This window comes from Clostridium estertheticum (assembly GCF_011065935.2).
Taxonomy (GTDB): Bacteria; Bacillota; Clostridia; order Clostridiales; family Clostridiaceae; genus Clostridium_AD; species Clostridium_AD estertheticum_A.
On sequence record NZ_JAAMNH020000001.1, the window covers coordinates 1,423,823 to 1,441,401 of the forward strand.

15 protein-coding genes and 2 pseudogenes are annotated in these 17,579 nt (G+C 33.0%); 15 read left to right on the forward strand and 2 right to left on the reverse strand.

Features of this window, described 5'->3' with window-relative positions; genetic code table 11:
- Positions 1–282 precede the first annotated feature (282 nt).
- The gene (locus G9F72_RS06580; protein WP_164956547.1) at positions 283–534 is read right to left on the reverse strand and encodes a DUF4277 domain-containing protein; all 252 of its coding nucleotides are present in this window, start codon (positions 532–534) and stop codon (positions 283–285) included.
- 498 nt (positions 535–1,032) lie between these two features.
- Between G9F72_RS06580 and G9F72_RS06585 the strand changes: the two genes are divergently transcribed.
- The 9 genes and pseudogenes from G9F72_RS06585 (at position 1,033) to G9F72_RS06625 (ending at position 10,311) form a co-directional block, all read left to right on the forward strand.
- Positions 1,033–2,181, forward strand: a complete 1,149-nt coding sequence (locus G9F72_RS06585) for an efflux RND transporter periplasmic adaptor subunit (protein WP_164956548.1) — start codon at positions 1,033–1,035, stop codon at positions 2,179–2,181.
- A 20-nt stretch (positions 2,182–2,201) separates the two neighbouring features.
- Entirely contained in the window at positions 2,202–5,030 is a 2,829-nt protein-coding gene (locus G9F72_RS06590; RefSeq protein ID WP_164956549.1) for an ABC transporter permease, read from the forward strand.
- A gap of 22 nt (positions 5,031–5,052) precedes the next feature.
- On the forward strand, positions 5,053–5,730 hold the full coding sequence (locus G9F72_RS06595) for an ABC transporter ATP-binding protein (RefSeq protein ID WP_164956550.1): 678 nt from the start codon (positions 5,053–5,055) through the stop codon (positions 5,728–5,730).
- Positions 5,723–6,634, forward strand: a complete 912-nt coding sequence (locus G9F72_RS06600) for an ATP-binding cassette domain-containing protein (protein WP_164956551.1) — start codon at positions 5,723–5,725, stop codon at positions 6,632–6,634. Before G9F72_RS06595 ends, G9F72_RS06600 begins: the two co-directional genes overlap by 8 nt.
- A 32-nt stretch (positions 6,635–6,666) precedes the next feature.
- Positions 6,667–6,924: pseudogene (locus tag G9F72_RS06605) on the forward strand (1,3-beta-galactosyl-N-acetylhexosamine phosphorylase N-terminal domain-containing protein); the annotation flags it as partial.
- Positions 6,925–7,197: 273 nt separating this feature from the next.
- Entirely contained in the window at positions 7,198–9,510 is a 2,313-nt protein-coding gene (locus tag G9F72_RS06610; RefSeq protein WP_164956553.1) for a hypothetical protein, read from the forward strand.
- Positions 9,511–9,637: 127 nt separating this feature from the next.
- Entirely contained in the window at positions 9,638–9,868 is a 231-nt protein-coding gene (locus G9F72_RS06615) for a GH39 family glycosyl hydrolase (RefSeq protein WP_164956554.1), read from the forward strand.
- Positions 9,853–10,056 carry a GH39 family glycosyl hydrolase gene (locus tag G9F72_RS06620; RefSeq protein ID WP_164956787.1) on the forward strand — a complete coding sequence of 68 codons (204 nt, stop codon included), beginning with the start codon at positions 9,853–9,855 and terminating at the stop codon, positions 10,054–10,056. The genes G9F72_RS06615 and G9F72_RS06620 overlap by 16 nt, the downstream gene beginning before the upstream one ends.
- Before the next feature lie 78 nt (positions 10,057–10,134).
- A complete protein-coding gene (locus G9F72_RS06625) occupies positions 10,135–10,311 on the forward strand; it encodes a hypothetical protein (RefSeq protein WP_224675999.1) in 177 nt (58 codons plus the stop codon).
- An 89-nt stretch (positions 10,312–10,400) separates the two neighbouring features.
- Here the strand turns inward: G9F72_RS06625 and G9F72_RS06630 are convergent, their stop codons facing one another.
- Positions 10,401–11,447 carry a uroporphyrinogen decarboxylase family protein gene (locus G9F72_RS06630; RefSeq protein ID WP_164956556.1) on the reverse strand — a complete coding sequence of 349 codons (1,047 nt, stop codon included), beginning with the start codon at positions 11,445–11,447 and terminating at the stop codon, positions 10,401–10,403.
- A gap of 219 nt (positions 11,448–11,666) precedes the next feature.
- On the opposite strand from G9F72_RS06630, the gene G9F72_RS06635 reads away from it, so the two are divergent.
- The 6 genes and pseudogenes from G9F72_RS06635 to G9F72_RS06660 form a co-directional block, all read left to right on the forward strand.
- Positions 11,667–12,494, forward strand: coding sequence for an AraC family transcriptional regulator (locus G9F72_RS06635; protein WP_164956557.1), 828 nt, complete (start codon positions 11,667–11,669; stop codon positions 12,492–12,494).
- 19 nt (positions 12,495–12,513) lie between these two features.
- Positions 12,514–14,796, forward strand: coding sequence for a glycosyl hydrolase family 95 catalytic domain-containing protein (locus G9F72_RS06640; RefSeq protein WP_164956558.1), 2,283 nt, complete (start codon positions 12,514–12,516; stop codon positions 14,794–14,796).
- Positions 14,797–15,309: 513 nt separating this feature from the next.
- On the forward strand, positions 15,310–15,447 hold the full coding sequence (locus tag G9F72_RS06645) for a hypothetical protein (protein ID WP_164956559.1): 138 nt from the start codon (positions 15,310–15,312) through the stop codon (positions 15,445–15,447).
- A 166-nt stretch (positions 15,448–15,613) separates the two neighbouring features.
- Entirely contained in the window at positions 15,614–15,961 is a 348-nt protein-coding gene (locus tag G9F72_RS06650; protein WP_164956788.1) for an ASKHA domain-containing protein, read from the forward strand.
- 25 nt (positions 15,962–15,986) lie between these two features.
- Entirely contained in the window at positions 15,987–17,249 is a 1,263-nt protein-coding gene (locus G9F72_RS06655; RefSeq protein ID WP_164956560.1) for a PocR ligand-binding domain-containing protein, read from the forward strand.
- A gap of 6 nt (positions 17,250–17,255) precedes the next feature.
- Positions 17,256–17,393 (forward strand): annotated as a pseudogene (locus tag G9F72_RS06660) (HAD hydrolase family protein); the annotation flags it as partial.
- Positions 17,394–17,579 lie beyond the last annotated feature (186 nt).

A 17,579-nucleotide genomic window follows, 5' to 3' on the forward strand; every position in this document is an offset into this window, starting at 1 on the left:
TGGATCGACAGGCGAACTGGGAATACAAGCGGCACCATCCATCAAATATAAGCTCATCAAAGAAATGATTCAACGGGATAATAACCTGTTAAATATCAGCTGGCTTTGCGAATAGCTATATTTGTTATTTGATAGTATATTAATTTCTTCTTTTGTAAATATCTTATTGCTCATCTAACCTACTCCAATCTTCATTTGTTTTATTATACACAAAAATACCCTATAGAGTAGACTTTCTTTAATTGTCTACTCTATAGGGTACATTTTAATCAATGGGGTAGGCTATATATATATATATAGATAGGAAAGATGGGTTAGATCAATTTCACAATGAAAAATACCGTCTAAGTCAACAGCGGTATAAAACTCTTTAAGGTGATACAACGGCTGGTGTGTGCTACAAATATTAACAATTAACATTTCAGCTAAAACTCCGTAGGGGATATCAGATGTTCTACCACATTCTGAATCTAAGTATTTATTAAAAATATCAGGAACACCCATGCTCTCGCATAGTCCAACTGTAAAATTCATTTTCCCATTAAATATAATTACTTCGCTATAATGATACCTTAGTTTTTAAATTGATTATTTATCCTTAAATGAAATATAAAAACAGGAGTTTTGTTTACTTTTTGGAAAAATGTACGTTTTTTGGATAAATGTATGTTTTTTGATGTTTACATTTTTTAAATTCTGCTATATATTGAAAAGCAGTAGTCGTAAGGCTTTCCTTCCCATTTTTTTACACTAAATTCAGTATATACCCTTATAGAAAAAACCAAGGTAAAAGGACATTAACAATTAACTGGACTGTATGGGAAGAGACTGGCATGGCCTGTGAAATGGGATTTAACAATAAGAACAGCATATTTAAGTCAATAGCTATAAAAAAAATTCATAACTTGTTTAAAATAATTAGACATAAATAAAAAATGTTCCAAAATATATACAACATGGATAACTTCATAAGTATTTTGGAGCGATAGAATATAATATAATATTTAAGTGAAAAGGTGAGAGGTACATAATATGAAGAGTAAGAAAATGATTTCTAAAATTGTGTTAGCTACATTAGTTAGTAGCCTAATTGCATCAAATTTTACGGCCTGTAGCTTATATCCAAAGGAAGAACAAATGTTAGCGCCGCCACTAGTAGAAGCTCCCAAGCCTATTTATGACGAAGTCTCGGTAACTAAGGGAAATATTGAGAATAAGATAACAGGGACAGGTACTCTTGTTTCTGTAAACCAAGAAAATCTTTTCTTCAAATTTAAAGGTGGTACATTAAAATCCATTAATGTAAAGCTAGGGGATAAGGTTAAGAAGGGAGCTATAGTGGCAGAACTAGACACGGATAATTTAGATAGCAGAATAAAACAGCAGGAGCTTTCAGATAAAGAGGCACAGCTAACATTGGAGGATGCTAAGGCGCAGCTTTCTGAGGATATGAATAATCAAGCCACAGCGCAGGCAGCACAGGATGCTGTGAATGCTGCAAAAGCTCAAGGGAAGACTCCAAATCAAGAGGCTGAGGTAAAAGCAGCAAGGCTTCAAGATTTCATTGATCAAGTTAGAAAATCCACTTCTCAAGTTAAAAGAGCAGAATTTGATTTTGAAAGAAACAAGTTGGCTCTGGATGATTTACAGCTTGAGAAACAGAAATCAACCTTAACTTCTACCCTTGATGGGATAGTGGTTTATGTTGATACAATGAATGCTGGAGATTATGCAAATGCCTTTAAAACTTTAGTAACAGTGGCAGATCCCACTAAGCTTCAAGTTAAGTATACAGGAGACAAATTAGAGGTTTTTGATTTAGGCAAAAAAGTTGATTTAAAGTATAATTATAAGGATTATCAGGGCGTTGTAGTAACAAACCCTTCCAGTATGCCGTTTTCTACTAATACAGAAGCTAAAAAATATGTACAAATTAAAGTGGACAACCTCCCTAAAGAGGCATTAATTGGAGACGGCATAGATATAAATATGATTCTTGAAAAGAAAGAAAATGTTATAGTCTTATCGAGAAATTGTATACATAGTACTAATGGAAGAAACTATGTTGAAATGCTAGATAAAGGCTTAAAGGTTCAACGAAATGTAGAACTTGGATTACAGAATGCCACTGAGGTAGAGATTGTTAAAGGAATTAATGTGGGTGAAAAAGTAATAAAGTAGCTGTTAAAGAGGGTGAAAAAATGCTGCAAATGGTTTTAAGAAAAATGATAAAAAATAGATGGATGGTTTTATGTTTGTTAATTGGTGTCATCATTGCCACAGCTATGATGAGTAGTATTCCTGAATATACAGGCGGAATACTGCAGAAGGTTCTCACTAAGGATCTTGAAGATTATCAAGTGAAAAATAATGTTTTTCCAGGTACCTATTACTTAAAACATGATTTTTATTCCGATGATGTTAATGTAAGAAAATCCAAGTATGATGAATTTAATAATATTATAAAGGATGATTTTTATAAAACAATAAATATTCCCGCACTATATAAGGTAAATATCTTGAATTTTGAGTATTTAAATACTGAATTTATGAGTGAATATTTAAATAAAAAAGTAACAGAGAATATTATGATTAAAGCTATGTCTGATATGGATAAACATATTAAAATGCTTCATGGGCATCATCCTTCCAAAAGTAAAAGTGGGGATGTCTATGAGGTTATGATTAGCGAAACAGCAATGCATGATTTAGATTTAAAACTGGATTCCACCTATAATATAAAGAAAATAAATACTATAGATGATAATTTTAAGCCTATCAATGTAAAGATAGCAGGGGTTTTTGCTCCTGAAAGTACTAATGATACCTATTGGTATCAAGGAAAAGCTTCATATTCTGATAGTTTATTTATGGATTATTCACTTTTCTGTAATGAATTTATGAAAAGTAATGATTGTAAAGTATCAAGTGCTGAGTGGTATGCCGCCTTTGATTACCATAAAATTACGTTAAGTAATATAAGTGATATTACAACAAATTTGGATAATCAGTATAAATGGCTTAACTCAAATCAAGCAAAAGATATTAATATACCTTCCTTGGATACTTTAAAAAAATATGACGGAAGGCAAAAACAGTTGAAGACACTTTTGTGGGTGCTTCAGGTTCCTGTAATATTAATGCTGATATTTTATTTGTTTATGGTTTCTCAGCTTATTATGGAGGAAGAAAAAAATGAAATAGCTGTACTTAAGAGTAGAGGAGCTACTAGGGTACAAATTTTTAAAAGCTATCTTACGGAAAGTTTGATTTTAAGTGGTATAGCAATTATATTTGGACCTTTAATTGGTATGTGGATATGTAAACTTCTTGGAGCCTCTAACGGGTTTTTAAATTTTGTTCAAAGAACAAGTTTACCAATCTACTTAGATTACAATGCATATTTATATGCTTTAATAGCAATAGGTTTATTTATTTTAACCATGCTTATTCCTGCATTTTTTGCTTCTAAAACTACTATTGTTCTTTATAAACAGGAAAAGAGTAAAATTAATAAGAAAGCTATTTGGCAAAAATACTTTATTGATTTTGTGTTTATCGGTATTTCTAGTTATGGTATATACAATTATAATGTAAGACAGAATATCATGAATTACAATACTGGAAGTGTAACTGACTTACCTATCGATCCTTTACTATTTTTAATATCTACCTTTTTTATTTTAGGTGTGGGGCTACTATTTCTTAGAATTTACCCACATATTATTAAATTAGTGTTTTGGATAGGAAAAAAAACATGGTCTCCCACAGCTTATGCTTCCCTTTTGTCTGTATCACGTTCCACAGGGAAGAATCAGTTCTTAATTTTATTTTTGATTTTTACTCTTTCTATAGGTATTTTTAATGCAAAAGCTGCAAGGACCATAAATACAAATAATGAAGAGAAAATAAAGTATTCTATAGGGGCAGATGTTACCATAATGGCAAATTGGATTAATGGCGAACGTCCAAGACCCATGCCAGGAGCACCTATTACAGATTATGTAGTAACTTATACTGAGCCTGACTATAAACAATATGAAAGTTTATCAGGGGTAGCCTACGCTACAAAAGTATATACAAAAAATGACGCCTCTATAACTATGGGTGATAAAGACTCTAGAAACGTTTGTTTTATGGGTATTATCCCAAGTGAATTTGGTAAAACTGCGTGGTTTAGAACGGATTTACTAACTTATCATTGGTATAATTATTTAAATCTAATGACTAAGGATCCAAGAGCTTTTTTACTTTCACGTTCTTTCCAAAAAAAGTATAATATTAAGTTGGGAGATGAGGTAACTGTTACTCTTGGGGAAAGAGGATCCTTAAGTGGAATTGCTTATGCTTTTGTTGATTATTGGCCTACTTACAATCCACATCAAGTTAAGGATGAAAATTTACAGCAGGATTTAATAGTTGGGAATTTTAATTATGTGGAAGCAAATCTACCTATAGCGCCCTATGAGGTATGGATTAAAAAGCAAAATAATGTTACCAGTCAGCAGCTTTATGACGATATAAAAAAGAAGAATTTGAAAGTTAACAATCTAAAAGATACAAGTCAGGAGATTATAAAAAGTAAAAATGATCCTATCCTTCAAGGAATAAATGGGGCATTAACCTTAGGCTTTTTAGTTACCATGGCAATTACAGCAGTAGGATTTTTAATATATTGGATTATATCCATAAGGAGCAGAATACTTCAATTTGGTGTACTAAGAGCTATGGGGTTTACCTTCAAAGAGTTAATAAAAATGCTTATTTGGGAGCAGTTTCTTATATCTGTTACCGCAATTTTTATGGGAGTAATTATTGGTGGAGTTGTTAGTGATATCTTTGTACCTATGCTTAAGGTAGCTTTTAATACTTCGGAGCAGATACCACCATTTAAAGTTATCGCTTATGGTGGAGATTATATTAAAATATATGCAACAATAGGAATTATTTTATTGGCTGGTTTAATTATAATAGGAAGATTTGTATCAAAAATTAAAATTAATGAGGCAATTAAGCTGGGAGAAGATTAAGCTGTGTATTGGAGGTATAACAATGACAGAAATATTAAAAACACAGGGTATATGTCGTGATTTTAAATCGGGGAATGAAACCATACAAGCTCTAAAAAATATAAGCTTTAATGTAAAGAGCGGAACTTTAACCATTCTTAGAGGTCGCTCTGGTTCTGGAAAAACAACTTTAATAAATCTGTTGGGTGCTATGGATATGCCAAGTAATGGAGAAATATATTTTGATGGCGAAAATATTACAAACATGACTGAAATAAAAAGAGATATGCTGAGAAGAAAGCGCATGGGATTTGTTTTTCAGTCAGGAGCACTGATGTCTTATATGTCTGCGTATGAAAACGTTGATTTTGCACTTAGAATTGCAGGTTTTAATACTAAGGAAAGAGGAATTAGAGCTGAGGAATGTCTTGCCATAGTAGGCTTAAGTAAAAGAAAGGAACACAGACCTTCTGAAATGTCAGGTGGTGAACAACAAAGGGTAGCTATTGCTAGAGCAATTTCTCATAGACCTAAAATTATTTTTGCTGATGAGCCTACATCAGCCTTGGATTCATCTATGAGTATTCAAATAGTAAAAGCATTTAAAGAAATTATTGATAGAGAAGGCACCACTGTTGTTATGACCACACATGATCCAAGTATGATAGAAATAGCAGATCAGGTTATTACACTTCAGGATGGAGAGATGATGAATGAATAATGAAAGTAAGCCCATAATTGAATGTGAAAACTTAGTAAAAATATATAAAACTGAAGAAATAGAAGTAGTAGCACTTCAAGGCCTTGATTTAATTGTAGAAGAAGGGGAGCTAATGGCTATTATAGGGAATAGCGGTAGTGGAAAATCAACACTTCTAAATATGATTGGAGCTTTGGACAGACCATCTGCAGGAAAGCTATATGTAGATGGCAAGGATTTATTTAAGCTTACAGAAAAACAAATGGCTTTTTATAAGAGAGATACTGTGGGATTTGTATGGCAAAATAATGCAAGAAATTTAATTCCATACCTTACAGCTTTGGAAAATATAGAGCTTGCTATGAATATTGCAGGTAACAAAAATAAAAAAAGAGCATTAGAGCTTTTAGAAATGGTGCAGCTTTCTCATAGAAAAAACAATAAATTAAACCAGCTTTCGGGTGGTGAGCAGCAGAGGATAGCAATTTCAATTGCTTTAAGTAACAATCCAAGAATACTTTTGGCAGATGAACCTACGGGTGCAGTTGATACTAAAACTGCAGATCAGATACTTGACCTTTTTAGAGTTTTAAATTCTACTCAAAAACTTACCATTGTAATTGTTACACATGACAGAACTATTTCTAAGAAAGTGGATAGGGTTGTAGCAATCAGAGATGGCCGAACCAGTAGTGAATTCATAAGAAAAAAATCTTATGCAGAGGAACTAGAAGAGTTGGAAAAAGGTATAGTAGCTAATGCTGGTGAGGAAACTCATGAGGAATTAGCCGTCATTGATAAGTCGGGACGTCTGCAGATACCAAAGGAATATATTGAAGCTATAGGGATAAAAGGTAAAAACAAAATAAAAGTTGAATTAGAGGGTAAAAGAATCATATTGGTTTCACCTAATAGTGTTAAATAGTAGAGGTTTTATATCTTGTAATCAGTAAGTACTGGTTTGGCTATGGTTCAAGTGTAAGTCCTTTAACAATGGAAGGATTTGAAAAATCAAAAGGCTATAAGCTGAGACCTGAAGATATTATTGATGAAGGATATTATAACAATCCCTTCAGGATTCCATCAAGGCAATTTCTTGATTATATGGATTATATACAGGGTTTTGTGGCAGTTACAGCAAAAGAATGCGTTGATATTGCTCACAAACATGGCAGGGAAGCTATCATGTTCCTTGGTGACAATTGGATAGGTACCGTGTAATATTTTGGTGGATGTAATTCCACCGGAAAATGCCTTAGCAATGTATAAGACAGCACAAGAGTATGGTTCTTATAACAAATAAAATCAGAGTAACCATGGAAGATAGGACAATAAAATAAGAAAGAGGTAATAAAATTTTTTTATCACCTTTTTGAATTGTTTGAAAAAGATTCTGAATTTAAAGCTTTTTTGATGGACGGTAGGTCTTTATGAAAAGGCATGGCTAGAAATATGAAAAATAAAATATAAGCTGAGGAGGTACGAAAAATGTCAAATTTATATTTAAAAAAGTTTCAAGATAATAATTCTAGTCTGGGTATCAGCATAACAAAGTATGCTGGTTCTCACCCCATATATTCATGTGAAAGAGCTTTACATGAATTGGACGAAAATCAGAAGGTTTCTTTTTTAGATTCAAGCTGGGAGGTTAGCTATTCACTTACTGAGGTTCCAAATAATAAAGCTGCAATTGATGGAGAAATTACTTTCAAGCTTCTAAAGGGGCATTTAGAGCAGGCTAATATGTCTGTTAACATATTAGTTAATAACTGGTCAAAAGAAAACTACCTATTGATACCTGCTGCTGTATATAACGGAAATAGGTTTAAATCAGTTGAAATACCATATCCGCCAATGCTCACAAAGCAAGAGGATATAGGCGTTGATATTCCTGTTACCATCACCGATGTACCAAGGCTTAATGTTGCTAATGGAATGTCAAGAATTCAGCTTAGAACTGGAGATATGTCTACCCCTGCCATAGGTTTTCATGTAGCAAGCCTGAACAAGGGTTTTTTCATGATGACTACTCAGAATACCTCAATTGAAGATTTGGGAATTTCAATAGAGGAAAATGATGATAGAACTCAGGCTACAATATCGCTTTCAGCTCCTGTAGTTCGCAAAGATTATAAATATGGAATGTGTACCACTAAAGAAATATCGGATGATAGAGGATATGACTTTCATGAAAATGATGAGGCTACATTAAGGTTCAGAGTATACTTTTTTGATTGTGATAATATTCCTGACTTGTTTAAATATTTTATAAAAATAAGAAAGGATTTAACTGGAAAAGTTACCATGTATAACGAAATACCTTTTTCAAATGCTTGGGACATACAACAAACAAAGTATAACAAGGATAATTGGCAGAAAGAATTTGAGTTTTATAGGGTGTCGACTTCTGAATGTATATTTGGAGAATGGCAAACCGGATGGGTAGGTGGAGGAATGAACTCTTTTCCATTGCTATTTGAAGGAAATGAACTTTCAATAGAAAGGGCTATAAAAAATTTGGATTTTGCTTTTAGAAAAGCTCAGGCGACTTCAGGATTCTTTTATGGTATTGTATATCAGGGAAAGCCTTATGGAGATGGTTTTAATAATCTGGAGAATAAGTCAACTACACTTTTAAGAAAAAATGCGGATATAGTATATTTCATTATTAAGCAGTTTATGTTGATGGAAAGCAAAGGCCTTGAAAGTAAAATTTCTGATTCATGGAAGGAAGGTCTTAAAAAGGCCTGTGATGCGTTTGTACGCCTGTGGAACAAATATGGTCAATTCGGCCAATTTGTTGAAATTTATAAAGAAGAAATTATTATAGGTGGAACTGCAAGTGCAGGAATTGCACCTGCAGCACTTGCTTTAGCAAGTCATTATTTAGAAAATGACATATATTTACAAGTTGCAAAACAATCTGCTCAGTACTTTTATGATAATTTCACAAAAAAAGGAATCACCAACGGAGCTCCAGGAGAAATATGCCAGTGTCCTGACAGTGAATCTGCATTCGCACTACTTGAATCCTATATAATACTTTATGAAACAACTGGAGAGAGAAAATGGCTAGACATGGCAGAAGATGCAGCCAACCAGTGTGCTACTTGGTGCATGTCCTATGATTATAGGTTTCCTGAAGAATCTGCCTTTGGAAAGCTAGGGAGACACTCCGCAGGGGCTGTTTGGGCAAATGTACAAAATAAGCATGCTGCGCCAGGAATTTGTACAATGTCCGGAGATTCACTATTTAAGCTGTTTAGAGCTACAGGAAACAGTCTATATCTTGAACTCCTACAGGAAATTGCTCATAACATTCCTCAATATCTATCAAGGGAAGACAGGCCTTTGAGAATTTCTTGGTGTTTTGACAATGATGAGTATAATGGTGATGTTAGTACTAATGGTAATTACATACCTAGTGGCTGGATGAATGAAAGAGTTAATATAAGCGACTGGGAGGGAAGAGGAAATATCGGAGGTATACCCGGCGGTTCATGCTGGTGTGAAGTTTCTAATATGCTTACATATGTTGAGGTTCCAGGAGTATATATTCAGAAAGATACTGGATATGTTTGCGTAATTGATCATATTGAAGCAGAAGTAATTGAAAATAATGAGCAAAAGCTAGTTGTTGAATTAAAGAATACTACCAAATTTTCAGCGGAAGTAAAGCTCTTGGCAGAAAATACTTGGGATATGGAGAAAGTGTTAGGGCAGAATGCAATGCTTAATTGCCAGAGGGTAATTCTAGATCCATATTCAAATGAAATTATGACGTTTTATAAAAATATATAGTGTTGTCAAATTGAAGATTTGAGATTCATAAAATAAAAAATATTTTAAAGGGAGTTGGGATTGTGTTTAACACTATTCACAATATACAGGCTTCAACTCCCAATGAAAATATTTATTGGAGGTAACGATGACTAAAATATCTTTTAATGCAAATCAAACAGGAGAAGTTTTTGTTCCATATTGGCACAAACTTATTTGTGCGGGGCGAGCAGCAGAAGGTTTAAGAGAAGCTTGGAGAATTCAATTTAAGGAATTACAAAGGGAAATTGGATTTGAATATATAAGGTTCCATGGACTTTTACATGAGGATATGATGGTTTATCGTGAGAATAATATTATGGAATATCTGAAGTCTTAAAATGGTATTTTGAAGTTTGGAATGAACCTAACGATAACTTTTGGTCCTCTACCTTGGAAGAGTATTGCAAAATGTATGAATATACAGTTAGTGTAATTAAGTCAATAAATAATAATATAAAGGTAGGGCGACCAGCAGCTCCTGGTCATGCCACTGATGGGTTTTCAGATATTGTTGTAATTTTATAACTTACTGCGATAAAAACAATATTCCAGCTGATTTTATATCAACCCATCCATATCCCAACAGCTGGCCATTAGATATAGATGGAAATTGTGTTACAGCATATAGAGATTACTGCTTTAACTCAGTATGAAAGATATTCAATATTTAATGAAAAAAATCTCTCTGTGGAAATAGCTGCAGATGGACTTGAAGGTGATTATAGAATGTTAATAAAACCACATGATGTTGTGCTAATTGAACTTCAAAAACAGCTTTAAAATAAGCGGTAAATAACTAAGTGCTTAGTTATTTACTGCTTATTTGTAAATGAATATATATTTTGAAAGGAATAGTGTGTTGATATCTTTTAATGAATTGTTCCCTTATTTAGTCCATAATGGTAGCATTCATCTAATAGTGCCTCTAAACTCTCTAATTTGCAATCGTTGGTTAATCCGTTGCCTGCAGTAATCATAAACTTACCTTCTGGTCTGTAATAGGTATCCATTAAGAAGCGTACCTCCTGCCTTACTTCGTCCGGAGTACCCCAAGGAATTATTTGTTGTACATCGAAGCCTGCCCAGAAGCAGATATTTCCTCCAAATTTCTCTACTATGTTTTTTTCAGCCATTGTATATTTTTGAATAGGATGTATAACGTCAATGCCTATTTCAATAAATTCAGGCAAAAAGAGTTCAATATTACCGCAGGTATGTAGCCAAAAATGCATACCTAATGAATGGGCTTTATCTACTAATTCTTTGTAATAAGGTTTAAAAAATTCTCTAAATATTTCAGGTGAAAAGAAGGGACCTATTTGTGTTCCTATATCATCAGTTGTAAATATACCATCAAGGTTTAGTTCGCATTTTGCACGTTCAAGCACAGCAATGTAAAAATCAGTAAGTGCTCTAAACAAACGATGTATATTCTCAGGGTAAGTATAGAAGTCCATAAGTGCTTCGGTCATTCCACGGAGGCTCCAAAATCTTTCGAACAGCCAAAAACACCAGCATCCAATCCTATAACGACCATCATCTTCAGGATTATTAGGAAATATGCCTTTATAATTTGGATCAGGGAAATTATCTAAAATTCCTTGAAGCTGAGAATCCCAATCTGAAATTCCGATTACAGCGTCCAAGCCGACAGTTCCTTCACTAGAGGGTTTAGAATAATTAACCCATCTGTACTCAGGAGCATCTTCGGGAGCATCGAACACTTCTGGCATATTAAAGCATATTTGTTGAACATCTTCTGGATATTTACTTAGTAAATCTGCTACCTTATGCTCATTACTTTTAAAGGTACGGGGGTCTGTCCAAAAATTAAATATCATAGGTACACGATTGGCAGTTGATCTACCCTCAATTACTGATTTTACTACTTCACGAGTTAATGGATTAAAACTCATATTTACAGCTCCTAACTAATTTTTATTCTAAATATATCCAACCTCTTAATTCAATTTATATTTTAAAAGGAATTTAAGATCATGAATTAGATATTTATAAGATAATTATATAGTTCTAAAAATAAATAAAAAATAGGTTATATTGCTAATTACTGTATTATATTGCTGGAAAGTGATATAATTTTTTTTATAAATATTGTATCTAGACAGGAGAGAAAAATGGATATTTCATTTTTAAATTTAGTTGAACCAACTCTAGTAGGAGTAAACAGTGTTAATAAATTAAATTGTCCTCTAGCTGGCAGTAGATTTGGACCAAGAGTAGTAAAACATTATGAACTTGATTTAATAACCTGGGGTGAGGGGTATGTTATAACAGAAGGAAAGAAAATACCGGCCAATAAAGGAACCTTATTCTTCAGAAAACCAGGAATGGTAGTGGAAGGTATTACGCCATATTATTGCTATTTTATAGTGTTGGAGATGTTTAATAATGATGTAAATAGAAATATATCATTATCACATATACCAGATGTAATAGTTTTTGAGAATATATCATACATTGAAGAGTTATTTTTTAAATTATACAACGAATTTATTAGTCCAAGCGCTATAAGTCAATTCATTACTAAAACCTACCTTATGGAAATACTTCATTATGTTTTTACACAGTGGGAGTCAAAATATCGATTTAATAGTTCAAGTAGATCATTAAGGGCTAATTATCAAAAGATAATCTCAGTAAAAGAACACATTGAAAATAATATACAATTACAATTTACTCTTAATGAACTTGCTGACATGGTCAGCTTAAGCAGATATCATTTTTGTAGAATATTTAATGAAATAGTAGGTGAAACACCTATAAGCTACATTAACAAATGTAAAATAAACTATGCAAAAAGGCAGCTTATTGAAACTGACAAGAGCGTGAAAGAAATAATGCTTGATAGTGGATTTGAAAATGAATCTTATTTCTTTAGACTTTTTAAAAAATATACTGGAATCAGTCCATCAGATTATAGTAAAAAGTATAAATATTTATAGTACGTAAAGGGGAATGAAAATGGAATCATTAAGCATAGAAATACCTAATAAAAGACATGATTTATTTTTTGAGAGTCCCATAATGAACTGGGATGAAGCGCTGCCATTGGGAAACGGACTAACAGGATGCCTTGTATGGGGAAATGGGAATCCTATTAGTTTAAGTCTTGATAGAGGAGATTTATGGGATACAACACCAGCACCTGAAACTCTTGAGTCGGATTTTACATATAAAGAGCTGATAAAATTAGTAAAAAATCAAGATGATGAAGGAATAAGAAAAAAATTTGATGACTGCTATTCTAGGGTGACACCTACAAAAATTCCAACAGGTAAACTTGAGATAAGTTACGGAACATCCGCTGATATGGTAAAAAGTCACTTATCACTTAGTAGCGCTCTGACTGAAGTAAAACTGAATTTTGGAGAAAAGTGCTCCCGAATTACAACATTTCTTCATGCATCAAAAGCAGTTGGCTATATAGTTATAACTGGGGATGCAGTAATACCGGAGGTCAAAATTAAATCACCCAAGTTTGGGATAAAAAAAGAAAATGAAGTTGATAATATTCTTTCTGAAAAAGGAATATCAAATGGCTCTCTTCAGCAGCTTAAGTACCCTCCAGTGGAATGGGGAGAGGAAGGTTATCTTAATTGGTTTGTACAGAAGACTAGTGAAAGGCTTGAGTATGGTATAGTTCTGGCACAAAAGAAAATAGACGATAGACTTGAACTGTGCTATTATATCGCTTCAAATAATGATTGCAGCAAGGATTGGCTAGAAGAGGCAAAAAATAGAGTTATGAATGCGTTGGAAGAGGGTTTTGATAAAAATCTTAAAGAGCATGAAAAATGGTGGAAAAATTTTTGGCAGAAAAGCTCTATCTGCTTACCTGATAAAGAGTTTGAAAAACAGTGGTATCTAACAAACTATCTTTTCGGTTCATGTTCGCGAAAAGGAGCGCCGCCAATGCCGCTGCAAGGGGTATGGACTGCTGATAACGGACAACTCCCTCCATGGAAAGGAGATTACCATAATGACCTGAATACTCAGATGAGCTATTATCACTATCTTAAAGCGAATCATATGAAAGAAGGAGAAAGCTTTATTGATTTTTTATGGAACCTTGTGCCTCAGGCGCAAAAGTTTGCAAAGAAATTTTTTGATGCTCCTGGGCTTTGTCTGCCTTCTGTTATGAGTATTGATGGGAATGCTTTAGGAGGCTGGCCGATGTACAGCATAAATCTTACAAACCAAATTTGGCTTTGTCAGTCTTTTGAAAAGCACTGGAAATTTACAGGAGATGATGCGTTTTTAAGGGAAAAGGCATATCCCTATTTCAAAGAGACAGCCCTTTGTATATTGAGATGGCTTGAAACTGACGAAAGTGGTAAAATGATATTGCCATTGTCCAGCTCTCCAGAAATACATGATAATAGCCTAAAGGCTTGGCTCACTCCAAATAGTAATTATGACTTGGCATTGCTTAAATACCTATTTAAAAATCTTCATGAAATGTCTAGTATACTGAATAGTGATGACATAAAAAAGTGGCAGGAGGTACTTAGTAGATTGCCTGAACTTGCAGTAAATGAACATAATGTATTGATGTTAAGCCCTGATGAATCTCTTACTGAAAGCCATAGACATTTTTCACATGCAATGGCTATACACCCTCTTAATCTCATGGATTATAACGGATGTAATAGAGACAGGCAGATTGTTGACGCTACAGTAGAAAATCTTGAAGTGCTAGGTACAGGATACTGGGTTGGATTTTCATTTACATGGATGTCGGAGCTTTATGCGCTGCAGGGTAATGGAGAGGGTGCCGCTTACCAGCTGAAGCTTTTCTGGGACAATCTTTGTTCACAAAATGGATTTCATCTAAATGGGGACTTTAAAAAGCGAGGGATATCTTCTTTTCATTACAGACCTTTTACCCTGGAATCGAATATATGTGCTGCAGATGCACTGCAGGAGATGCTTTTGCAGACAAGTAACGGAGTTATTAGAGTATTTCCTGCAATTCTTGGTGCATGGAAAAAGGAAGGGGTTTCATTCCGAAACTTTAGAGGTGAAAATGGAGTTTTGATTTCTTCTGAAATAAAAAATGAAAAAGTTGAATACATAAAGCTGAAAATTGAAAAAGGAAGCTGTTTCAGAATACAGAATAGATTTGGAAAAGATGATATTGTTGTTGAAAATGCTTCGGGTAAACAGATGATTCATTGCAAACCAGGAGATATTTTCAGTATCAGTGTTCAAAAGGGAGAAGAATATACACTTAAAGTACAGTAATTCCAAAGAAAGAGAAAGATTGAGTCAATAACCTCCACTTGTAGAAGTGGAGGCTTGGGGATAAACCTCTAAGCCTTGATTGACTAGACTAAGTATTTAATTACTACGTTATTTAAATCATAATACCTACAAATGTTTAACCTAGTTTGTAGCTCTATTGCTTAATATTAAACAATTCTGAGGGGAGGAATAGTGTATTAAGTGTAAAAAGTTTAAATAACATTGTCTAAGGTTAACAACTCTGAAAGGAGGTAAACTTAAATGTTAGTTTACGTTATTAACAAAGAGGGAAAGGGAGCTTATAGAAGAGAATTTTTAGGGGAAATCAAGAATTATATGATAATGTTTTAACATTAAGGAAACTATCCTCTTTGCAAAAGTATTGGGGATAGTTTATTTTTATGATATATTTTGCACTTTATTGTCCATATTCAAATAATCATTACACTTAGGAACCTATTTGTAATATAATTGAATATATGTGTTATAAAAAAATGACGAAGCGCTGATATAATGAGAATTAGAACTGAATTTGATTTCAATATAGAAGAAAATGAAATAATAAGATTATTTGGCTATAAGGATTCGGAACCTGGGGATTATTTTAAAGGCGTGATTGTAGACAATATTAGGACAACATCTGTGGGGTAAATAAAATATTTTGGAGTAGTCTTGTAGATAATCTAAAAGGGACTAATCTGGGGATTACCCAAAGGTTATCCCCAGGTGATAAAGCTTGGCCTGTAAATGAATTTCAAAAGAGAAAATATACGAAACAATTTCTCATTGAAGAGAAAGGAAAGAATAATTTTCCTATATATTTTACTCAAAATACGTCCGTGAGGTTCAACTTGCAAAGGCAGCAATAAAAATATTAATTTATGAAAAAGGTAGTAATTTTTCACAAATAGAAAAAATATATGTAGCTGGTGGTTTCGGAAATTTTATGAATATAGATAGTACAATTAATATTGGAATGATTCCTAGGGAATTAGAAGGTAAAGTTTGTTCAATAGGTAATGGTGCTGGTAGCGGTGCTAAGATGTATTTATTATCAAAAGAGCAAAGGGAGAAAAAAATACAAATAAAGAAGGTTACAAAGTATATTGAATTATCAAATAGACCAGATTTTCAAGAACATTTTATGGATTCAATAATGTTTTGAAGCTCCCTACAAGGAGGAAAAATTAATGTATCTAAAAAAGAATAGTATAGATGAAGAAACTTTAATAGATCATCTTAAAACCTATAATAAGGGTACTGGTGTGCTATGTTTTAATATTGATGAGTTTGGCGAAACAATTCATTCAGAGGGAGAACCTTGTCAGTTTTGTATTAAATTTAAAGAGCTAAGTGGAGAAAAATGTACCTGTAGCCAGTCACATCTTTATGCCAGCAAGCAATCAGAGAAAATTGGTGAACCCTATGTATATTTTTGTCCTAGTGGATTAGTGCACTTTGCAACTTCTATAGTTATTGGTGGTGTTTTTAAGGGAGCATTAATAGGAGGACCTGTAAAAATGAATACCTCTGATGATTTTACGGTAGAGGATTTAGTTAAAATATATAATTTTAATGTAGACAGTAGGGAAATATTACAAAACTATGTTAAAAATGTACCTATTGTTGAACCTGAAAGAGTTAGGTATTTGGCAAAATTACTAGATATTATTTCAAAGGATATAATGTTTGAGGAAAGTATTATACTTTCCGAAAGAAAAAAGTTCTACGCTGAGCAGGCGGCAATTAATGAGGAAATACAAAATGTAAAATACAGTGACTATTCTGAACACATCTCAAATTACTATCCTGTAGAACTGGAAAAAGAACTGCTATCTAGAGTTAAGATTGGGGATAAAAAAGGAGCAAAACTCATATTAAATGAGCTTCTAGGACATGTTTTGTTTAACAATGGTAGCAACATTGAAATAACTAGAGCCAGAGTGCTAGAGCTTATGATCGTACTTTCTAGGGCCGCAGTTGAGGGCGGAGGGAACATGGAAATGGTTTTTGGACTTAATTTTAAATATTTAAGTGAGGTATCTTCATTAAACAACGTTGAGAGACTTTGTCAGTGGATAATAAAAGTATTGGATAGATTTAGTGAATGTATGTATAATGTGGAGAATATTAATAATGTTCATATTATACAAAAATCTATGGAGTATGTTAATGATAATGTTAGTGACAATATATCCTTAAATAGTGTAGCTGAATATGTTTATTTAAGCTCCTCTTATTTTAGTAGATTATTTAAAAAAGAAATGGGCATAAATTTTATTGACTATCTAAATATGGTGAGAGTGGAAGAAAGTAAAAAATATTTGACGGATTTAAAGATCACATTAAGTGATATAGCTCGTACTGTTGGATTTACAGATCAGAGTTATTATACGAAGGTATTTAAAAAAATCGAAGGTATTTCTCCTGGTCAATATAGGAAGAGTACTTAGGTGTAAAGGGACGGTTTGATTGCTATAGGAGATAACTTTAATGATATGGATATGATAGAATATGCAGGCCTTGGAGTTGCAATGGGAAATGCATCTGATTATTTAAAAGATGTGGCTGAATTTGTAACCAAATCTAATGATTAAGATGGAGTGAGACATGTTCTAGAAAAATTCACACTAAAATAAACAGAATTTTTAAAAGAGGTTGCATTAAAACCTGCAGTTCATATTTGAACTGCAGGTTTTTTTTGTAATTTCGAGATTTGTAATGTTTTCTTGTTTTAAGACTCTGTCCACGATAAAAATTGCTTTCTATCATTATATAAAGAT

What these genes read in the sequence shown, in the direction of transcription:
- G9F72_RS06580 (WP_164956547.1), bottom strand. Translation starts at nt 534, where the DNA reads ATGAATTTTACAGTTGGACTATGCGAGAGCATGGGTGTTCCTGATATT.
- G9F72_RS06585 (WP_164956548.1), top strand. Translation starts at nt 1,033, where the DNA reads ATGAAGAGTAAGAAAATGATTTCTAAAATTGTGTTAGCTACATTAGTT.
- G9F72_RS06590 (WP_164956549.1), top strand. Translation starts at nt 2,202, where the DNA reads ATGCTGCAAATGGTTTTAAGAAAAATGATAAAAAATAGATGGATGGTT.
- G9F72_RS06595 (WP_164956550.1), top strand. Translation starts at nt 5,053, where the DNA reads ATGACAGAAATATTAAAAACACAGGGTATATGTCGTGATTTTAAATCG.
- G9F72_RS06600 (WP_164956551.1), top strand. Translation starts at nt 5,723, where the DNA reads ATGAATAATGAAAGTAAGCCCATAATTGAATGTGAAAACTTAGTAAAA.
- G9F72_RS06610 (WP_164956553.1), top strand. Translation starts at nt 7,198, where the DNA reads ATGTCAAATTTATATTTAAAAAAGTTTCAAGATAATAATTCTAGTCTG.
- G9F72_RS06615 (WP_164956554.1), top strand. Translation starts at nt 9,638, where the DNA reads ATGACTAAAATATCTTTTAATGCAAATCAAACAGGAGAAGTTTTTGTT.
- G9F72_RS06625 (WP_224675999.1), top strand. Translation starts at nt 10,135, where the DNA reads ATGGAAATTGTGTTACAGCATATAGAGATTACTGCTTTAACTCAGTAT.
- G9F72_RS06630 (WP_164956556.1), bottom strand. Translation starts at nt 11,447, where the DNA reads ATGAGTTTTAATCCATTAACTCGTGAAGTAGTAAAATCAGTAATTGAG.
- G9F72_RS06635 (WP_164956557.1), top strand. Translation starts at nt 11,667, where the DNA reads ATGGATATTTCATTTTTAAATTTAGTTGAACCAACTCTAGTAGGAGTA.
- G9F72_RS06640 (WP_164956558.1), top strand. Translation starts at nt 12,514, where the DNA reads ATGGAATCATTAAGCATAGAAATACCTAATAAAAGACATGATTTATTT.
- G9F72_RS06645 (WP_164956559.1), top strand. Translation starts at nt 15,310, where the DNA reads ATGAGAATTAGAACTGAATTTGATTTCAATATAGAAGAAAATGAAATA.
- G9F72_RS06655 (WP_164956560.1), top strand. Translation starts at nt 15,987, where the DNA reads ATGTATCTAAAAAAGAATAGTATAGATGAAGAAACTTTAATAGATCAT.